The organism is Bacteroides sp. DH3716P (assembly GCF_025914115.1).
In the GTDB taxonomy this organism is placed as follows: Bacteria; Bacteroidota; Bacteroidia; order Bacteroidales; family Bacteroidaceae; genus Bacteroides; species Bacteroides ovatus.
This window is the reverse complement of sequence record NZ_CP083673.1, coordinates 3,570,933-3,591,100: the sequence shown is the minus strand read 5'-3', so window position 1 is coordinate 3,591,100 and position 20,168 is coordinate 3,570,933. Positions and strand designations below refer to the sequence as shown.

The 20,168-nt window shown below is 43.2% G+C and carries 19 protein-coding genes and 1 pseudogene; 7 read left to right on the top strand and 13 right to left on the bottom strand.

Features of this window, described 5'->3' with window-relative positions; genetic code table 11:
- Positions 1-51: 51 nt before the first annotated feature.
- The 5 genes from lpdA to KQP79_RS13380 all read left to right on the top strand — a co-directional run bounded on the left by lpdA (position 52) and on the right by KQP79_RS13380 (position 6,209).
- Positions 52-1,395: a dihydrolipoyl dehydrogenase gene (gene lpdA, locus KQP79_RS13400; protein WP_004309006.1), complete on the top strand. Its 1,344-nt coding sequence runs from the start codon at positions 52-54 to the stop codon at positions 1,393-1,395.
- A 19-nt stretch (positions 1,396-1,414) separates the two neighbouring features.
- Entirely contained in the window at positions 1,415-2,137 is a 723-nt protein-coding gene (locus tag KQP79_RS13395; protein ID WP_004309005.1) for a biotin/lipoate A/B protein ligase family protein, read from the top strand.
- A gap of 108 nt (positions 2,138-2,245) precedes the next feature.
- Positions 2,246-3,616, top strand: a complete 1,371-nt coding sequence (locus tag KQP79_RS13390) for a dihydrolipoamide acetyltransferase family protein (RefSeq protein WP_004309004.1) — start codon at positions 2,246-2,248, stop codon at positions 3,614-3,616.
- A 37-nt stretch (positions 3,617-3,653) separates the two neighbouring features.
- On the top strand, positions 3,654-5,690 hold the full coding sequence (locus KQP79_RS13385) for a thiamine pyrophosphate-dependent enzyme (RefSeq protein WP_004309003.1): 2,037 nt from the start codon (positions 3,654-3,656) through the stop codon (positions 5,688-5,690).
- 12 nt (positions 5,691-5,702) lie between these two features.
- Complete coding sequence (locus tag KQP79_RS13380; protein WP_004307602.1) at positions 5,703-6,209, top strand: flavodoxin; 507 nt, start codon at positions 5,703-5,705, stop codon at positions 6,207-6,209.
- Between the two features lie 124 nt (positions 6,210-6,333).
- On the opposite strand, the gene prmA is transcribed toward KQP79_RS13380, so the two are convergent.
- Positions 6,334-7,182, bottom strand: coding sequence for a 50S ribosomal protein L11 methyltransferase (gene prmA, locus KQP79_RS13375; RefSeq protein ID WP_004307600.1), 849 nt, complete (start codon positions 7,180-7,182; stop codon positions 6,334-6,336).
- A gap of 152 nt (positions 7,183-7,334) precedes the next feature.
- On the opposite strand from prmA, the gene KQP79_RS13370 reads away from it, so the two are divergent.
- Together KQP79_RS13370 and KQP79_RS13365 are read left to right on the top strand one after the other, a co-directional pair.
- On the top strand, positions 7,335-8,666 hold the full coding sequence (locus tag KQP79_RS13370) for a hypothetical protein (RefSeq protein WP_004307599.1): 1,332 nt from the start codon (positions 7,335-7,337) through the stop codon (positions 8,664-8,666).
- 25 nt (positions 8,667-8,691) lie between these two features.
- On the top strand, positions 8,692-10,365 hold the full coding sequence (locus KQP79_RS13365) for an OmpP1/FadL family transporter (RefSeq protein WP_032855853.1): 1,674 nt from the start codon (positions 8,692-8,694) through the stop codon (positions 10,363-10,365).
- A 121-nt stretch (positions 10,366-10,486) separates the two neighbouring features.
- Here KQP79_RS13365 and KQP79_RS13360 read toward each other — a convergent pair whose 3' ends face one another.
- The 12 genes and pseudogenes from KQP79_RS13360 to KQP79_RS13305 form a co-directional block, all read right to left on the bottom strand.
- Positions 10,487-11,296, bottom strand: a complete 810-nt coding sequence (locus KQP79_RS13360; protein WP_004307597.1) for a fimbrillin family protein — start codon at positions 11,294-11,296, stop codon at positions 10,487-10,489.
- 40 nt (positions 11,297-11,336) lie between these two features.
- Positions 11,337-11,807, bottom strand: a complete 471-nt coding sequence (locus KQP79_RS13355; protein ID WP_004297398.1) for a nucleoside deaminase — start codon at positions 11,805-11,807, stop codon at positions 11,337-11,339.
- A 155-nt stretch (positions 11,808-11,962) separates the two neighbouring features.
- The gene (locus tag KQP79_RS13350) at positions 11,963-12,949 is read right to left on the bottom strand and encodes a Gfo/Idh/MocA family protein (RefSeq protein WP_004297399.1); all 987 of its coding nucleotides are present in this window, start codon (positions 12,947-12,949) and stop codon (positions 11,963-11,965) included.
- 509 nt (positions 12,950-13,458) lie between these two features.
- The gene (locus KQP79_RS13345; protein WP_004307595.1) at positions 13,459-14,298 is read right to left on the bottom strand and encodes a transporter substrate-binding domain-containing protein; all 840 of its coding nucleotides are present in this window, start codon (positions 14,296-14,298) and stop codon (positions 13,459-13,461) included.
- A 17-nt stretch (positions 14,299-14,315) separates the two neighbouring features.
- A complete protein-coding gene (locus KQP79_RS13340; RefSeq protein WP_032843310.1) occupies positions 14,316-16,367 on the bottom strand; it encodes a putative porin in 2,052 nt (683 codons plus the stop codon).
- 120 nt (positions 16,368-16,487) lie between these two features.
- Positions 16,488-17,030 (bottom strand): 2-oxoacid:acceptor oxidoreductase family protein, encoded by a 543-nt coding sequence (locus tag KQP79_RS13335; protein WP_004297415.1) that lies wholly within the window; start codon positions 17,028-17,030, stop codon positions 16,488-16,490.
- A 20-nt stretch (positions 17,031-17,050) separates the two neighbouring features.
- Complete coding sequence (locus KQP79_RS13330) at positions 17,051-17,815, bottom strand: thiamine pyrophosphate-dependent enzyme (RefSeq protein ID WP_004297416.1); 765 nt, start codon at positions 17,813-17,815, stop codon at positions 17,051-17,053.
- Between the two features lie 12 nt (positions 17,816-17,827).
- On the bottom strand, positions 17,828-18,001 hold the full coding sequence (locus KQP79_RS13325; RefSeq protein ID WP_004297417.1) for a hypothetical protein: 174 nt from the start codon (positions 17,999-18,001) through the stop codon (positions 17,828-17,830).
- A gap of 7 nt (positions 18,002-18,008) precedes the next feature.
- Positions 18,009-19,091 (bottom strand): 3-methyl-2-oxobutanoate dehydrogenase subunit VorB, encoded by a 1,083-nt coding sequence (locus KQP79_RS13320; protein ID WP_004297418.1) that lies wholly within the window; start codon positions 19,089-19,091, stop codon positions 18,009-18,011.
- 11 nt (positions 19,092-19,102) lie between these two features.
- Positions 19,103-19,330, bottom strand: a complete 228-nt coding sequence (locus tag KQP79_RS13315; RefSeq protein ID WP_004297419.1) for a ferredoxin family protein — start codon at positions 19,328-19,330, stop codon at positions 19,103-19,105.
- Between the two features lie 54 nt (positions 19,331-19,384).
- Entirely contained in the window at positions 19,385-19,666 is a 282-nt protein-coding gene (locus KQP79_RS13310; protein WP_004307591.1) for a tetratricopeptide repeat protein, read from the bottom strand.
- A gap of 120 nt (positions 19,667-19,786) precedes the next feature.
- Positions 19,787-20,071, bottom strand: a pseudogene (locus tag KQP79_RS13305) (DUF6078 family protein); the annotation flags it as partial.
- Positions 20,072-20,168: the final 97 nt, after the last annotated feature.

Below are 20,168 nucleotides of genomic sequence, written 5' to 3'. Positions count from 1 at the left end.
TATCTCTTCTCATATTTGTTATAATCGTATTATTACTAAAAAAAAACGATTATGAACTTTGATATAGCTATTATTGGTGGTGGTCCGGCCGGGTACACAGCTGCCGAACGGGCAGGGGCCAACGGATTAAAGGCCGTTCTTTTTGAGAAAAAGGCAATGGGGGGAGTATGTCTCAATGAGGGGTGTATTCCTACTAAAACTTTGTTATATTCTGCTAAAATACTGGATAGCATCAAGAGTGCTTCCAAATACGGCGTTTCTGCCGAATCTCCTTCGTTCGATTTATCCAAGATTATGAGCCGTAAAGATAAAACAGTAAAAATGTTGACGGGCGGTGTGAAGATGACTGTGAGTTCTTACGGAGTGGCTATTATAGAAAAGGAAGCTCTGATAGAAGGAGAGAAAGAGGGGAAAATACAAATCACTTGTGACGGAGAAACCTATTCCGTGAAATATTTGCTGGTATGTACCGGCTCTGATACAGTGATTCCTCCCATACCGGGGCTGTCAGAAATCAGCTATTGGACTTCCAAGGAGGCCTTGGAGATAAAGGAACTCCCTAAGACACTGGTCATTATTGGTGGCGGAGTGATCGGGATGGAGTTTGCTTCTTTCTTCAACAGTATGGGCGTGAAAGTACATGTGGTAGAAATGATGCCGGAGATTCTGGGAGCGATGGATAAGGAAACCAGTGGTATGCTTCGTGCCGAATATGCCAAACGGGGAGTCACTTTCTATTTGAATACGAAAGTGGTGGAAGTAAATCCTCATGGAGTTGTGATAGAAAAAGAAGGCAAGACGTCTACTATTGAAGCGGAGAAGATCTTGCTTAGTGTAGGACGTAAGGCAAATCTATCCAAGGTAGGACTGGACAAGCTGAATATAGAACTGCATCGGAATGGAGTGAAAGTAGACGAACATCTGTTGACTTCACATCCTCGTGTATATGCGTGTGGTGATATTACAGGCTACTCTTTATTGGCGCATACTGCTATCCGTGAAGCGGAAGTCGCCATCAATCATATTTTAGGAGTGGAAGACCGGATGAATTACGATTGTGTTCCGGGAGTCGTTTATACCAACCCTGAAGTGGCGGGAGTGGGAAAGACGGAAGAAGAACTGGTAAAATCAGGAGTTCCTTACCGTGTTTCAAAATTACCGATGGCTTATTCCGGACGGTTCGTTGCGGAGAATGAACAGGGAAACGGACTCTGTAAGCTGATTCAGGATGAAGATGGGAAGATTATCGGTTGTCACATGTTGGGAAATCCGGCATCAGAACTTATTGTGATAGCAGGTATTGCTATTCAGAGAGGGTACACGGTGGAGGAATTCCAGAAGACTGTGTTTCCACATCCTACGGTTGGAGAGATTTATCACGAAATTATGTTTTAACTCTTATTCCGCTTGATCTATGATTCGATGTATCTATAGTCCGTTTACTGATATTTACTTTCACTTGGCAGCAGAAGAGTATCTGTTGAAGCAGGGAAATGAAAATATTTTCATGCTTTGGCAGGATACTCCTTCTGTGGTAATAGGTAAGCATCAGCGGTTGCGGTCGGAAGTCGATAAGAAATGGGCGGAACAGGAACAAGTACATATTGCCCGTCGTTTTTCGGGTGGGGGAGCGGTGTACCATGATTTGGGCAATATCAATCTGACTTTTATAGAAACGGCTCCCCGATTGCCGGAATTTGTTACGTACTTGCAACGGACATTGGATTTCCTGAACTCTATAGGCCTGATGGCAAAAGGAGGCGAACGACTGGGGATTTATCTGAATGGATTGAAAATATCAGGGAGTGCGCAATGCGTACATAAGAATCGGGTGTTGTATCATTGCACTTTATTGTATGATACGGATCTGACAGCATTGCATAAAGCTTTGAATCCGGAACCGATGGTTGATGATGAAACTTTATCGTCAGTATATGCCGTTCCTTCCGTTCGGAGTGAGGTAACCAATATTCGGAGTTATTTACCGGAGGGAACTGTAACTGATTTTAAAGAGAAGGCTTTTCAGTATTTCAGTAAGTCCCAATCTGTCAGTGCTTTTACCGGGAAGGAAATAGAGGCTGTTAATCAGCTCCGGGAAGGGAAATATATTCAGAAAGAGTGGATATATAGTCGTTGATGTCCGGGCTGGCTTTGTCAGCATCCGGTTAAAATTTACTTAACTTAAAACTTTCTATTTCAGCCCGTTGTTGTAATATATCAAGGTTGAATAATAAATTTACTGTCTATGTCAAAATTCGAAATAAAAATGCCTAAGTTGGGCGAGAGTATAACCGAAGGGACAATCGTCTCTTGGTCTGTAAAGGTAGGTGATATGATTCAGGAAGACGATGTGCTTTTTGAAGTGAATACTGCCAAAGTAAGTGCGGAGATCCCTTCTCCCGTAGCGGGAAAAGTGGTGGAGATTTTATATAAGGAGGGCGATACGGTTGCTGTAGGAACAGTAGTCGCTATAATTGATTTGGATGGAGAAGAATCTTCAGGAACGGAGCCGGTAAGCGAAGGAGTTGTAAGAGAGGAAGCCGATGCTGGTCAGGTTGCTGCAAATGTTTCTGAAACATCACCATCATCACCATCATCAGCGGAAACTGCTAAAAACGAATCAGCGAATACTGCATCGAAACCTGTTGTTGCAGAGGAAGAACGTTGGTACTCTCCTGTTGTGATTCAGTTGGCGCGGGAAGCTAAAATTCCGAAAGAAGAGCTGGATGCTATACAAGGAACTGGTTATGAAGGGCGATTGAGTAAGAAAGATATAAAAGATTATATTGAAAAGAAGAAAAGAGGAGGTAGTGTTGAACCGAAGCCGGCATCTGTTGTTGCTGCCCCGGCCGCAAGCAAAACATCAGTTGCTGTTTCTTCTGAACAGGCAAGTCCGAAGGTTGCTCCTGTAGCAATGCCTGGAGTCGAAGTAAAAGAGATGGATCGTGTCCGCCGGATTATTGCCGACCACATGGTTATGTCTAAGAAAGTATCTCCTCACGTGACCAATGTAGTAGAAGTAGACGTTACCAAATTGGTACGTTGGCGTGAAAAGAATAAAGACGCTTTCTTCCGTCGCGAAGGAGTGAGACTGACTTATATGCCTGTGATAACGGAAGCCGTGGCAAAAGCATTGGCTGCCTATCCACAGGTGAATGTATCGGTAGATGGATACAATATTCTTTTCAAAAAGCATATTAATGTCGGTATTGCCGTCTCTTTGAATGATGGAAATCTGATTGTTCCTGTGGTGCATGATGCCGATCATCTGAATCTGAACGGGTTGGCTGTTGCCATCGATTCTCTGGCCTTGAAAGCAAGGGATAACAAATTAATGCCGGAAGATATTGATGGGGGTACATTTACGATAACCAATTTTGGTACATTCAAGAGCCTGTTCGGTACGCCAATCATTAATCAGCCGCAAGTAGCTATCCTGGGAGTAGGATATATTGAGAAGAAACCTGCTGTTGTAGAAACTCCGGAGGGTGATACGATTGCAATCCGGCATAAAATGTACTTGTCTTTGTCCTACGATCATCGGGTAGTAGATGGAATGTTGGGAGGTAACTTCCTGCATTTTATAGCCGACTATCTCGAAAATTGGAAAGGCTGATAACTGATTGTTTCATTCATTAAGAACTTCATTACTCATGAAAAAGAAATATGATATAAAAACTACAGATGTAGAAACCCTGAAAAAGTGGTATCATCTGATGACATTGGGGCGTGCCTTGGACGAAAAGGCACCGTCTTACCTGTTGCAATCTTTGGGTTGGTCTTATCATGCTCCCTATGCAGGGCATGATGGTATTCAACTTGCTGTCGGTCAGGTATTCACCCTCGGTGAAGATTTCCTGTTCCCATACTACCGGGATATGTTAACCGTGCTTTCCGCCGGAATGACCGCTGAAGAAGTTATCCTGAACGGTATTTCCAAAGCAACGGACCCGGGTAGCGGAGGACGTCACATGTCGAACCATTTCGCCAAACCGGAATGGCACATTGAAAACATCTCCTCTGCTACTGGTACACACGACCTTCACGCAGCAGGTGTGGCCAGAGCAATGGTATATTATGGACATAAAGGCGTAGCTATCACTTCTCACGGAGAGTCGGCTACTTCCGAAGGATTCGTTTACGAAGCTATCAATGGTGCCAGCCTCGAACGTCTTCCGGTGATTTTTGTAATACAAGATAATGGGTATGGTATTTCCGTACCCAAATCGGAACAGACTGCCAACCGTAAAGTAGCCGAAAACTTCTCGGGCTTCAAGAACCTGAAGATTATCTATTGTAACGGAAAGGATGTATTCGATTCGATGAATGCTATGACCGAAGCGCGGGAATATGCTATCAGTACCCGTAATCCGGTTATTGTGCAGGCGAATTGTGTCCGGATCGGTTCGCACTCCAATTCAGATAAACACACCTTGTATCGGGATGAGAATGAATTGGAATATGTGAAAGATGCTGATCCCTTGATGAAGTTCCGCCGGATGCTGCTGCGTTATAAACGTCTGACCGAGGAAGAACTGCAACAAATAGAAGCTGATGCAAAGAAAGAATTGTCTGCTGCCAACCGGAAGGCTTTGGCTGCTCCCGATCCCGATCCTAAAAGCATTTATGATTTTGTAATGCCCGAACCTTATCAGCCACAGAAATATAAAGATGGTACACATGAGGCGGAAGGGGAGAAGACTTTTCTGGTCAATGCCATTAATGAAACATTGAAAGCTGAATTCCGCTATAATCCCGATACCTTTATTTGGGGACAGGATGTGGCAAACAGGGAAAAAGGAGGCGTGTTTAATGTAACCAAAGGTATGCAGCAGGAATTCGGCGAAGCCCGTGTATTCAGTGCACCGATTGCGGAAGATTATATTGTAGGCACCGCCAATGGAATGAGTCGCTTTGATCCTAAAATTCATGTGGTGATTGAGGGAGCGGAGTTTGCCGATTATTTCTGGCCTGCCGTAGAACAATATGTGGAGTGTACACATGAGTACTGGCGTAGCAATGGGAAATTCGCTCCGAATATAACTCTGCGTCTGGCTTCCGGTGGCTATATCGGTGGAGGCTTGTATCATTCTCAAAACCTGGAGGGAGCTTTGACCACTTTACCGGGGGCACGTATTGTCTGCCCGTCTTTTGCGGATGATGCTGCCGGATTACTTCGTACCAGTATGCGATCCAAAGGCTTCACGCTGTTCCTTGAACCGAAAGCATTGTATAATTCGGTAGAAGCAGCGGCAGTAGTGCCGGAAGATTTTGAAGTACCTTTCGGAAAAGCACGTATTCGTCGTGAGGGATCAGATTTAAGCATTATTACCTATGGCAATACCACCCATTTCTGTCTGCACGCAGCAGAACGATTGGAAAAAGAAGGTGGCTGGAAAGTGGAAGTCATTGATATTCGCTCCTTGATTCCGTTGGATAAAGAGGCGATATTCGAATCGGTCAAGAAAACGAGCAAGGCATTGGTGGTTCATGAAGATAAAGTATTCTCCGGTTTTGGTGCGGAGCTTGCTGCTATGATTAGTGGAGAGATGTTCCGCTATCTCGATGGACCGGTGCAGCGTGTCGGTTCTACTTTTACTCCTGTCGGTTTTAATCCGATTTTGGAAAAGGAAATTTTGCCGGATGAGGCCAAGATATACGAGGCTGCCCGGAGATTATTGGAATATTAAATAGTGTGGATTATGAAAAAGATAGGTTTATTTTATGCTACCAAAGCCGAAAGAACGAGTTGGGTGGCAGAGAAAATACAGAAAGAATTCGGTAAGGAAAAGATAGAGACAGTGCCTATTGAACAGGCTTGGCAAAATGACTTTGCTGCTTATGACTGCTTCATTGTGGGTGCTTCCACTTGGTTTGATGGAGAACTTCCTACTTATTGGGATGAACTGTTGCCGGAACTCCGGACAATGAAATTAAAAGGTAAGAAGGTTGCTATTTTCGGTCTGGGAGATCAGATACGCTATCCGGAGAATTTTGCAGATGGAATCGGTCTGTTGGCGGAGGTATTTGAAGAAGATGAGGCTACTTTAGTTGGTTTTACTTCTTCCGAAGGTTATACTTTCGAACGTTCCAAAGCTTTGCGTGGTGAGCAGTGGTGCGGTTTAGTTGTCGATTTGGATAATCAGTCCGAGCAGGCGGAAAAGAAAATAAAAGCATGGTGTCAACAGCTAAAGAAAGAGTTCGCGTAACAACTTTGTTTCTCCTTATAAGATAGTGACGCTATCCGATACAAATAGTGACGGTATATGCTTGGGATAGCGTCACTATCCCAAGCATATACCGTCACTATTTTTTCTACATCCATCAGGACTCTTATCCTTTATAAACAAACTTCACCTCTGCCCAGCGATTCTTCTCTTTATAATGAACGAAAGTCAATCCGTTCTTTTCCGCTTCTTCGCGGATGGCGGTAATATCGTCTACGTAAAATCCACTCATATAGAGTTCGGAATCCGTATGCATGGAGGCAACATATTGCTTCATATCATTCAGTAATATATTCCGGTTGATGTTGGCGATGATAACGTCGAAAGGTCCTTTTCCTGTAAGCGACGAGGCATCTCCTTGTGAAACGGCAATATCGTCTACGTGGTTCAATTCGATATTTTCGATGGAGTTTCGTACACACCATTCATCAATGTCGATGGCTGTACAGGGGCGTGCGCCCCGCATACGTGCGAGGATGGCAAGAATTGAAGTTCCGCAGCCCATATCGAGCAGAGATTTATCTTTCAATTCGCTGTCCAACAATTCTTCAATGATGAGGCTGGTAGTCTCGTGGTGTCCTGTTCCGAAGGCCATTTGAGGATTGATGACAATGTCATATTCCGCTTTGGGAATATCTTGGTGGAAAGTGCTGTGAATCACACATCGGTTTCCGATAATGATGGGTTGAAAGAAATTCTTTTCCCATTCTTCATTCCAGTCCTTATCTTCCGCTTCGGTGTATGTATAAGTAATATCCGTATCGGGTAGGGGGAACTCGGTGATGGCAATCTTGATGGCGTTTTCATCACAGATTGTCTGTTGGATATATGCGGTCAGTCCGCCTTCACACTCAACAAAACTTTCAAACCCGACTTCACCCAGTACGGCAGCCAGTACGTCAGTGACGATTTCTGTGCAAGGGTGGGTGCGGAATGTGAACTCAAAATACTTCATAGTTGTTTTTAATTCTGGTGAATAATGGACAAAGATAGTTAGAAATAGGGATTTCCCTATTATCCTTTGGGGAAAATCTCCCTCGGACGAAAAATCTCTTCCTTATCTTTGTAACATGAATAAGTTTAAGTAATTACATAAACCGAGATGATATGAAAAAGATTGTTTATTTCTTGCTATTTGCCTTGTGCCTCCCGATAGGCTTGATGGCACAAAGCGTTGATGACGACCTTTACTTCATTCCTTCAAAAGACAAACAGGAGAAGAAAGAAACTCCGGTTAAGAAGGAAACGAAGAAACAGGTGACCAACATCTATACTTCACCGGGTACTACAGTAGTGGTTCAGGACCGTAAGGGAAGAACACGGGATGTGGATGAATATAACCGCCGTTACGATGCACGTGATAATGAATTCGTAATGGATAATGATACCTTATATATAAAAGAAAAATCTAATCCGGATTTGGACGGAGAATGGGTGACAGGCGAATTCAATGGTACGGAAGACGACTATGAATACGCTGAACGTATCATCCGTTTCCGCAATCCTCGTTTTGCTATCAGCATCAGCAGCCCGTTGTATTGGGATGTAGTTTACGGTCCGAATTCATGGGACTGGAATGTATATACCGACGGTATGTATGCTTATGCGTTCCCGACATTCAGTAATCCACTCTGGTGGGATTGGCGTTATGGCTCTTACGGCTGGGGATGGAACTATGGCTGGGGATGGAATCGTCCTTACTACGCTTGGGGATATTCTCCGGGTTATTGGGGCGGCTGGTATGGCGGCCACTGGGGTGGCTGGTATGGCGGTGGCTATTGGGGACATCATCACCACTGGCACGGTGGTCCTAGCTGGGGCTGGGGCGGAGGTGGAAGCGGTCATTGGACAGGTCCTACCTATACAAACCGTCGTTCTTCCGGACAAAGCAGTTACAGGAATCCTTCCACTGTTCGTCGTTATGGTTCGAGTGCAGTTCGTTCCAGTGGTTCTTCTGTTCGGGGAGGCTCTGCAGTTCGTTCAGAAGGTAGTTCTGTTCGTTCTTCTGGTTCTACTTATAGCAGGGGAACTACTTCCAGGCGTGTAGTGGGTACACGGACTTCAGGTGAACGCAGTGGCTCAAGTAGTCGTAGCAGTGCTACTTATTCTCGTCCAAGTAGTACTAGAAGTAGCGGAAGTTCTTCATCTTCCCGTTCGACTGGTTCTTCTGGTTATTCGCGTTCGTCCGGAACCACTACTAGGAGCAGTAGTGCAAGATCAACTTATAGTCGTGGTAGTTCAGAAGCACCGCGTAGTTATTCTCCAGCGAATAATAGTAATACCCGTTCTTCTTCCTATGGTACTTCTCGTTCTTCTTCACGTAGTTATTCTCCAGCTTCGTCAGGTGGTAGTAGTTCTCGGGGCAGTTATTCGAGTGGTGGTTCTTCTAGGTCATCATCAGGTGGAGGCTCCTCTCGTAGTGGCAGTGCCAGAAGATAAGTATTAATTAAACGGTTTTACAAGAATGAAAAAGATAAGTGTTTTAATTGCTCTAGGGATGTTGATGATAGCGCCTTGGGGAATGGCACAAACGATATATGATGGTGCCAAATTAACAGGAAAAGATTTAAATGGAACTGCTCGATTTGTGGGTATGGGTGGAGCTATGGGAGCTCTTGGAGGAGACATATCTACAATGGGGACTAATCCGGCAGGTATTGGTCTTTATCGTAGTAGTGATGTAATGACTTCATTTGGGTTTTCTCTTTATGGGAATGAAAGTCAGTATTTGGGGAAAAAGTTTAATTCCGATTTAACTAAAGGAGATTTTAATAACATCGGGTTTGTGTTTTCTTCGAAGATTGGTAATGAAACTCCGCTGCGTTTTGTGAATTTCGGTTTTAACTATCATAAAGCGAAATCATTTAATAACAACATGCGCATGGAAGGTAATTTGGGGCTTTACTCCCAAACCTATCTAATGGCATCTCAAGCAGCTGGCATTGAAAAATGGGGAGATTCGCCTTATACGGATAATGGTATTGGGTGGCTTTCTATTCTTGGAGCTGATGCTGGGCTGATTAGAGATATTACAATACATGACAAAACAGGAGGGGTAAACAATATTCCTTATACCTATAAGGATGAACAAGGGAAGGAGGTACAGTATAAGGATATAAATGGTAATCCTCTTTATATCTCTCCTGGACATTTTGAAGGAATGTTAGATAATGGATATGCAAATTTTCGTTCGGAAGAACGCGGAGGAATTGACCAATATGATTTTAATGTATCGTTTAATTTTAATGATCGGGTATATTTAGGGTTGACGCTGGGTGCTTATTCTGTAGATTATAATAAGTATACTTTTTATGATGAGGATTATGGAAACGATGAAGGATATAGTTTGCAGAGTTGGAATAGAATAAAGGGGTCTGGCTTTGACGTGAAGTTGGGGGCTATTATTCGTCCTTTTGAATATTCGCCTTTTCGAGTTGGATTAGCTATACATACGCCAATATTCTATAGTTTGGATTATAAAACGAGTGCACAAGTTATATCGGATGTGATGGATGTTGTAACTGGAGAAATAAAAGGATATGACGTGAGATCATGGGATAATCTTCCGGGAAAAGGGGATATGATTCTTCCTTTCGATTTTCAAACTCCTTGGACTTATAATGTAAGTTTAGGATATACGGTGGGTAAGAGTTTGGCTTTGGGAGCAGAGTATGAGTATCAAGATTATTCTTCCATGAAATTTAAAGATACCGAAGGTAATTCTTCTGCTTATGAATTTGAAAATAGTACGACATCTATGTTGAAAGGGGTTAGTACTGTTCGTCTTGGTTTGGAGTATAAAGTGATTCCACAGTTTGCTTTTAGGGCAGGATATAATTATAGTACTGCGGCTTTCCATCAAGATGCTTTCAAAGATTTGGCTATTAACTCTATTCAGACAGATACAGACTTTGCCAATTCTAAATCAATGAGTAATTATACATTGGGTATTGGTTATCGCGGATCAATGTTTTATGCTGATTTAGCTTATAAATACTCTACATATAAAGAAAACTTCTATCCGTTTGTGAATGGATTTACAGATGAAGATGGTAGTACAATCATTGGTTCACCAGAAGCAACGAAAGTTACGAATACACGCAGTCAAGTGTTGTTTACCGTAGGTATGCGCTTCTAATCTAATAAAGAGACAGTTTTCAATTTCAATAATAACTTTTGTGTGTAAAAAATCCCTGGAATGCTGAGTGTCTACAGCGGTTCCGGGGATTTTTATTAGTATCACTTTTTATTCTTTAGTCTTATCTGAATAGTGGAGTTCGTTCGTCAATGATTCCGCGTCTTGCGTACATTTTTACCGCAACAGGAGTTCCGGCTTCTATGGTAATGTCCTCCTCTGCGATGATAGGTTCTTCTTTACCGTCCTCCAGGATAACCGTTCCTATTTTCTCGCCGGCTTTGATGATCTGTGGAATCAAGTTAGTCAAGATACCTTCAGATACTTTCCGAATATCAATGTATTCCGGTTTTGCATTGGGGTCAGCTTCGATTTTGCCGCTGAACAAGTCCTGTACACCTTTGTTCTTCAAGAACAGTTTAACGATTGCTCTACCTTCGTACGGCTGGTTGTTCTCGTCGAGCAGAACGACGGGCGTTGTCATTCTCTTGAATGCAAGAGCAACATTCTTAGAACCTTTGTTGGCTTGGGCTGTACCGAACAAATATTCTAAGCCACCCTTGATTTCACGATAGCGGCTGCTCAATGATCTGGTAGTAGCTGCTTCGTCGGTCAATTCAGGATAATGAGCATAGAAAGTAACCGTTTCCGAATCGGTGCCTGCCTCGTTCCAGGTCTGGCTATCCATACCTATGGCAAATGGATGATAATCCTGCTCGGCAACGGACATTGAGATGACATCTCCGGCAGCGAAATTGTTCTTTAACGGAAGTGTCAAACTACTGCTGTTACGAGTAAGAGCATTGTTGATACTTTGGTCAATAGAAGTAGAAAAGTCGATCACTTCTTTACTGGGATCTTGCAGTTCTTCTTGCTGTTGACAACTGAACAGGCATACTGATGCCATAACAAATAAAAGGCTTTTTCTTTTCATTTGAGGGGTAATTAATAGGTTAATAATAGTGAGAGGTTTTTTAATATTCTACTCTGTCTTCTTTGGCCGCCCAGGCTTTGAAGGCAGTAAGGGCTTCATTATGCAATAAGATTTCGGAAGGAAGCTTTCTGTCTTCAGGCTTCAGTTCCAGTTCGTCATAGATAAAAGAGTCGTCGAAGCCAATATTCTTGGCATCGGTCTTATTGTTTCCATAGTACATTTTATCCAATCGCGCCCAGTAAATCGCACCGAGACACATGGGACAAGGTTCGCAGGAAGTATAGATTTCGTATCCGCTAAGATTAAAAGTACCGAGTTTGGCAGCTGCGGCACGTATCGCACTCACTTCGGCATGAGCAGTGGGGTCACAAGATGCCGTAACACGATTTACTCCTGTTGCAACTATTTCCCCCTCTTTCGTGGCAATCACAGCACCGAAAGGACCTCCACCATTTTCAACATTTTCTTTGGAGAGCTCGATTGCTTTCCGCATTAAGTCTTCTCTAGTCATGGCACAAAAAATATATTGTTAGTTTCATTTTCCCTTTGCTTCTTTTTACAAAGATAGAAAAAACTAACAATATACAATGGAATATTCCTATTAATTTTTTAACAGTATCAGTAAACTTCGCAAGAAAATGATACTTTTTTTTGCTTTTTTTCGGGTTATAGTTTACCTAATATCTTGTCCATTACCCAGTTAGTGAGCGTTGCACTTTCTCCGTCGCAGGAGCAAACGGACTTACCTAACAAGTGATCGACCACTGCCTGAATAAGAGGTTGTTGCACATGTTCCGGGTTACCGATACAGATTTCTTCCCGTCCTTTTTCGGTATGTAAGCCGATAGGCTCATAAGTAAAGACAGAGAAACAAATCATTCCCTTGTCACCGATAATTTCAATACGGTCTTCGCGGGCAGAGTCATGGGCTACGAAACACCAGGAACCGCTACCAACCAATCCGCTATCAAATTGGAAACAGGCGCTTAATGTATCTTCAGCAGGATAAAGTCCACCCCGATTGCTCTTATAACCGCTTGCTTCGAGGATACAACCGAACATATCCTGCAACAAATCAATTTGATGCGGAGCAAGGTCGTAGAAGTAGCCACCTCCGGCAATGTCAGCCTGCACACGCCAGGGAAGGTTGTCACGATTGTAATCCAGATCGCGTGGCGGCTGGGCAAAACGAATTTGCACATTGATAATATTACCGATAGTACCGTTCTCTACCAGTTCCTTTACTTTCTGGAAATAGGGGAGATAACGGCGATAGTAAGCAACGAAACAGGGAACTCCCGTTTCATTGGATATGCGGTTGATGCGCGTGCATTCTTCGTACGTCACAGCCATTGGTTTCTCAATATAGGCAGGTTTGCCTGCTTTCATGGACATAATGGCATACGTAGCATGTGAGGAAGGAGGAGTGGCAATGTAGATGGCATTTACTTCCGGATCATCGATCAGTTCTTGTGCATCGTCATACCATTTTTTGATTCCTCTCTCTTTGGCATACGCTTTCGCTTTCGCACCGTCACGACTCATCACGGCTACGACTTCCGAATGTTCTACTTTCTGGAAAGCGGGACCGCTTTTGGTCTTGGTTACTTCTCCACAACCAATGAAGCCCCATTTGATAATCTTTTCACTCATAATATATACCTATTGTGTCTGCTTAAACAAACCCCAAAGATAAAGCTATTTTTTGTCAAGAGCAACTTTATTGATTATTAACTTAGCAGAGACAGTGGTAAAACAGACATTACGTTTTATTTCAATAGAGGCTCTGTTTTACCTGAACAGAGGCTCTGTTTCTGGCAAACAGAACGTCCGTTGGGGGCGGATATATACTCCATTTCGGTAAGAAGTAAGGTGAACACTGCTGATCCTCCGGCTGAAGAACCGTAACCACCAGGCTAAGCGAAAAGAAAAGCCGGGGCGGGGAGAGGTTTTTCCCGGATGGATAAAAAGAAAGGAGAGAATCGCGATTCCCTCCTTTGCGTGTAGTTTAATTGAAACTACTTTATCATTAACTCTGTAAAGATACGACATTCGAAAGCGAAAGTCAAGTCTTTGGGAGTTTATTTCTGGAAATAGACATGAATATATCCATCTTACATTCTGTTTTTGATTGTTTTCTTCTGACCTGTAAAGTGATGAGGTTATTCTTTGTCATAGTATTTTTTATAAATCTTCTGGTATTCTTTCTCTTTTTGGAATTTATCCAGCCATGTATTCAAACTATCGAGTAAAACGGGTGATTGTTTGCTGACTGCCCATGAGTAGAACTGCGTGAAGCTGATGGCTGTATTAATATCTATTTGCGGCAACGAATCTGCTGCCGCCAGTGCGATACTTTCGTCGCAAACGGCATAGTCGATGTCTCCATGCGCTACCATTGATATCAATTGTTCGGAACCGTATTTATCAATCTCCTTGATGTAGATAGTATCTCCGATCTCATTGCCTAGATTCTGAATACGCAAAATAGAGGGGGAGCCTTTTACGACATGAAGTGTTCGCTGGGCTAAATCCAGTTGGGTGCGGATATAGAGTGAATCATTCTCTCCAATTTCTTTGCGTTGCACCAGCACTTGCTTGTTGAGGAAAATGGGAGAGGTGAGAAGCAGAGAGTCTTTTAACTTGCTGGTGGCTAATATGCCATAAGCAATCACGTCATAACGTCCCTCGCTTAATCCTTCCAACCGCTCTTCGAAACTCATAATAGGTGTTATTTCGGTTTTGAGTCCTTTGTCCCGGGCGAATGCCTGTATCAGTTCGTAATGAAAACCGGAAACGGTGTCACTGTCTACATAAAAACTGATGGAATTATATTCGGTAGCTACACGTATGATACCCTCCTTGGCAATGGCAGCATAATCACGCGGATGTCCCGCAGGTTTTTCTTGCTTACCGCATTGACGGAAAGAGAAGATAAATGCCAATACAATAATCACTGGCACTAAATATCTGAACAGTCTCAATTTGGGGCGTGATACCATAAGTCGTATAGTTTTTGTTAATCATAGAAATTCCATGAAAGACCGAATTTCAGCACACGTGGGTTGATGGGGTAGTGAGGAGACAGAAAGTAATTCGGACTGCTCATGCCCTGGTTCACGTGATACATCATTACATAGAAACGTGTACGCTTTAAATGTAAGTTTGCATATACATTCACAATCGGATAACCTCCTATCTGTACCTGATCGTCTGTCGGTTGCAGGTGGAAATTCTGAATGGCCGGCATATAGGCAGGTGCATTGTATTTGCTGAAATAACGCACGTCGGCTCCCAATTGCACACTAAGTACTTTCTTCGCCAGTTTGAACTGCATATAGAAGTTATGATATAGCGAGAGATCAGGTAAAGGAAGTACAGTCTGGTCACTGGATTTCTGCCAGGTCACCTCATTGTCCAGATGGAAGATTCCTAGCTTGAAGTCCTGATTAAGGCTAGCAGATAATACCTGTATACTTCCGCTGTTCTGTTCCGGTTTTGCTTCCTGGTTGAAGTAAGTATAGTTCTTGATATTTTCAACTCCTGCTTTCAGGCGTGTCCTCCAACGTGCAATGCTCAATTCCCCTTCAATACGGGTACGGAATTCCTTGTCCATATCGTCGTCCCACATGAAATGCTTGGAATGATAATGGCGCATATAGAAAGGAGCAAGTTTATTGCTGACTTCACCACGGGCTATAAGACTGACGGTGTCTTTCCACAACGGGAAGTTCAGGTCAATATCTCCTTTTACATTGAATTGTCCGATTGCTTTTCCTGCCAATCCCACTTCACCGATAGCGTGGTAATGAAGCACATTCCCTTCACGTTTGGATAATTCGCCTCCAACAAATATTTCATTTTCGTTGTATTTATCAGGCAACGGATTTCCTTCCATATTCATCAGTGTATACTTGCTGATTTTATAGGAAGCAAATGCAGTCAATCCGGCTTTGGCATATTTATTGAATCCCTCAAGTAACGCAATACCTATGGTGTTTTTGATTCCGACGTAGGTGGTACTGTCTCTGACATTAGGATTATCCGTATCAAAGTAAGTATTCTGATAATAATTTTTTTCACGCATGTCGTCATTAGAATTAAAGCTATGCCGTGCCCGTTCCACTTGGATGGTGTGTATAAAACTGGTAACGGGGACAAACTCCTGTTTGACGGGAGTGGTGTCATTTTCAGCCTGTGGTATGTCACGACTGAATCCGAGATTATATCGTTGGGTCAGGAAGACATAAAAGTCATGGTTGCGGTTGGTCGTTGCACTTAGTACGGTAGGAATATTGGTTGATTCATATTCTCTTTGACCTTGCGCCATTTCTTCCGGTGCAGTGATATAGCGGTCGTCCTCAATACCTCCGTTTTCATTTGTTTTCAGGTAATTATTGCTGTATATAGCCTGCATCTGATATTTGTCGCCGATATAGCTACCGAAAACTGCTGCATTAAAGTACGCCGTATTCTGATTATTGTAATATCCTCGTCCGTATAGGTAGTCTACATTAAATCCGAAAGCCAGTTTCTTGTTTACATTGACAGAGAAGTAAGATTTGAAACGCTCTTCCCCATTCACTTTATTACCGGCTTTGTGATACGTCAGATTCGTATAAGGTACGTTACTGTTAGTGAAATTAAATTCCGTAGGACGAATGAAGAAACTGGAGAAAGGCTCCATGAAAATAGTCGGCTCTGGGTCACGGCGGTCAAAGAAGATGCGTGACATACGGGGAGAACCCATATTGGCCAGATAATTATAATGTCCGGTAAGTCCTTCAGTCAGGTTTGAATTCTGGAAATGATGAAAGGCTGTATCTGCCGGGATGATAGTCCGGTCGCCCAACTGGTTCTTGATACGCCACATATACAACTTTGGAGGCAATCCCTGTACTTCGACATTTGCACTATCCAATCTGTCCGGAATCATGGCAGGGTCTACCTGATTTCCGTATTGGTCGTATCCGTTTTCGTCTACTCTCTGGCGACCATTATCGAACTGTGCGTGAACAGTCGTCAAACCTATAACGGAAAGTAATATATATAATAGTAAGATTCGTCTCATAATTGGAGGCAAAGATACTTACTTTAATTGAGAATTGAGAATTGAGAATTGAAAAATATGTTGCATCCTTTACTTGGCGAGCAATTATTTCTTAATTCTCAATTCTCAATTTTTAATTTATTAAACCTCACGGATTAACTCCATCCCTTTCTTGATAGCTTCCTCGTTCATAGGAATCAAGTGATGGTGGCGTTCCGGCAGGGTTTTCTTCAATCCTTTGATAACATTCTCCAACGTTACGATGGGGCGAAGCTTCAATAATCCGCCAAGTACGATCATGTTGAATGCTTTGGCATTGTTCATCTCGTTGGCTGCATCCATTGCGTCGATACGATATACCTTAATATCCTTACGGGTAGGAGGGTTGATAATTCCGTAACCGTCATAAATCAGGATACCGCCGGGTTTCACTTTGCTTTCAAACTTTTCGAGTGAAGGCTGATTCAGAATGATGGCAGCGTCGTATTTACTAAGAATCGGTGAGGATATTTTGTCATCGCTTACAATAACTGTAACGTTGGCTGTTCCACCTCGTTGTTCGGGACCGTATGCCGGCATCCAGGTCACTTCTTTGCCTTCCATCAAACCGGAATATGCCAGAATCTTACCCATAGACAATACGCCTTGTCCACCGAATCCTGCTATAATTATTTCTTCTTTCATTGTTCTGTTGACTTTTAGCGTTATTCTTTATCTTTTAAATCACCCAGCGGATAGAATGGGAACATGTGTTCTTCCATCCATTTGTTCGCCTTCTCCGGAGTCATCTTCCAGCCTGAACTACAAGTGGAAACGATTTCTACCAGGTTGGAACCTTTACCGTTCATGGAGTTCTCAAAAGCCTTGCGGATTGCCTTCTTAGCCTTGCGGATAGCCGGTACGGATTGTACGGACTGACGGGTTACGTAAGCAGTTCCTTCCAGTTGGGCTGCGATTTCAGTAATCTTCAATGGGTAACCGTGAAGTTCAACGTCACGTCCGTAAGGACAAGTCGAACTCTTCATGCCTACTAGTGTAGTCGGAGCCATCTGGCCGCCTGTCATACCGTAGATCGCATTATTGATAAAGATAATCGTGATGTTCTCACCACGGTTCAAAGCGTGGATTGTTTCGGCTGTACCGATACAAGCCAAGTCACCGTCACCCTGATAAGTGAAAACAAGGCGGTCCGGCCACAGGCGTTTCACAGCAGTTGCCACAGCAGGAGCACGTCCGTGTGCTGCTTCCTGCCAGTCAATATCGAGATAGTTGTAGGCAAACACTGCACATCCCACCGGAGAGATTCCTACAGTTTTATCTTCCATACCCATTTCCTCAATGACTTCGGCAATGAGTTTGTGTACCACACCGTGACTGCAACCCGGGCAGTAGTGCATGGCGTTATCGTTCATCAGAGTCGGTTTTTTGTAAACCAGATTCTCGGGTTTGATTATTTCTTCTTTAGTCATAACTTCATCTCCTTATCTGTTGGTGAACCGTATAAAAAACTCCATCAGCTTGACAAAGATTGCCGCGCCGCATACGTAGATAAACATTTTGAAATCATCTTTTGCTACAAAGTAGGTGATGATGGCTGCAACAGCCAATATCATAAATAGGATGTTCAGTACGTTTCTTATTTTATCGGGATTCATTGTTTCGTTATTTGATTATTTTTTCTTTCAAGGCAGTTACAATTTCATCCGGATCGGGAACGATGCCACCTAGACGTCCGAAATGTTCTACCTTTACTTTACCGTTAACAGCGAGACGGACATCTTCAATCATCTGTCCGGCATTTAGTTCCGTAACGAGCATACCTTTTACTTTATCAGCGTATGCAGCAATTGCTTTGGTTGGGAACGGCCACAGTGTAATCGGGCGAAGGATACCTACTTTAATTCCTTTTTCACGAGCTAGTTCCATTGCTTTCTGGCCAATACGTGCCATTGAACCGAAAGCGATAATCAAATACTCTGCATCTTCGCAGTTGATCTCTTCGAAGCGTACTTCATTTTCTTCAATTTCACGATATTTAGCTTGAAAACGGAGGTTGTTGATTTCCATTGCTTCCGGTTTCAATTCAAGGGAAGTGATAATATTCGGTTTGCGGTCTTTTGCTTTTCCGGTAGCAGCCCATGGACATTGTTCAATTACTTCTGCTTCCGTGCGGCGTGGCTTTTGTGCAGGAAGAACAACCTTTTCCATCATCTGACCGATCACACCGTCGGCAAGGATAATAGCCGGATTACGGTATTTGAAGGCCAGTTCGAATCCTAATGCTACGAAATCCGCCATTTCTTGTACGGATGCCGGAGCGAGGGCAATCAGTTTGTAGTCTCCATGACCACCACCTTTTACTGTCTGGAAGTAGTCAGCCTGGCTGGGTTGGATAGTTCCCAATCCGGGACCGCCACGCATTACATTCACAATCAGACAAGGAAGTTCGGCACCGGCCAAATAAGAGATTCCCTCTTGTTTCAAGCTCACGCCCGGACTTGAAGAGGAGGTCATTACCTTCTTTCCGCTACCTGCACCTCCATATACCATATTGATAGCTGCCACTTCACTTTCCGCCTGGAGTACTACCATGCCGGTTGTTTCCCACGGTTTCAGTTCGGCAAGCGTTTCCAACACTTCCGATTGGGGAGTAATAGGATAACCGAAGTAACCGTCGGCACCGCAACGGATAGCTGCGTGGGCGATGGCTTCGTTTCCTTTCATTAATACAACTTCTTCTGCCATATTCTTTTCTTTTATTCTACTTTTACTTTATACACTGAAATACATCCGTCCGGACAAACCGTTGCACACGAGCTGCATCCGTTACAGGTATCTTCCTTCACTTGCCAGGCATAGTTATAGCCTTTCATGTTTACCTCTTTATTGAGGGCGATTACATCGAGCGGACACGCCACTACACACAGGTTGCATCCTTTGCAACGCTCCGTGTCGACTACGATTGCTCCTTTGATTTTTGCCATAATCTTTATTTTATTACGTTATCTTTGAGTACGGTTATTGATTATACATCTCTTTTATTGATTGAACATATCCTTGTGGTAGAAGTTGAGGATATCTATTGCCATCTTCCTGGCCTGAACGGCAGGACTGTCCGGATTGATCTCGATGGCATACTGGTAGTTGTCCAGTGCCTGCTTCCAATCTCCTTTCTTTCGGTAGGCATTTCCCCGTAAATAGTAAAGAGTATCTTTCTCTTTTTCGACAGAACTGTCCTGGAGAAGCTGGTCCAATTGCTTAATCGCTGTGTCCACATCCCCCTGATTGATAAGCTCTTTTAGGTTGTCTATTTGCTCCATTTCTTTTCGTCTTTCGGGATTCTGAAACGCAAAGATAGTTTTTATTTATGTAAACAGGGCAAATGAGGACGGAAATTTGCAACGTTTTGAGTTTATTGCATATTGTATAGTAGAGGCGGAGTTTGTTCCGTCCTTATAAGGTACGTTATCCAGCAGGTGGCTGATACCCCATGCCACATGTATCTTTTCTGCGTTTTGGAAGTGGGGACAGTCAATGCCGGTGGCCGGAATACACATTGGGTTTATGATGCTGATGTAGGACGTGTCAGCGGTAGTGAGAAGTGCAGCCACCCGACGCAGGCAGTTACAAGCTTTCGGACATTGCTCGTTGTAGCAGCGAGCGTAGTTGAAAGGGACTGTTTGAAAAAGAAAAAACGTGAAAGGTAAGCGTCTCCGCGATTCTATCTTGTCGCCCTTTTTTCATTCTTATATTTTTGCTATGTATAAAAATGAAGCATTATGGATTTAGCAGAAAATCGATTTGGAAAAACTTGGAAACATT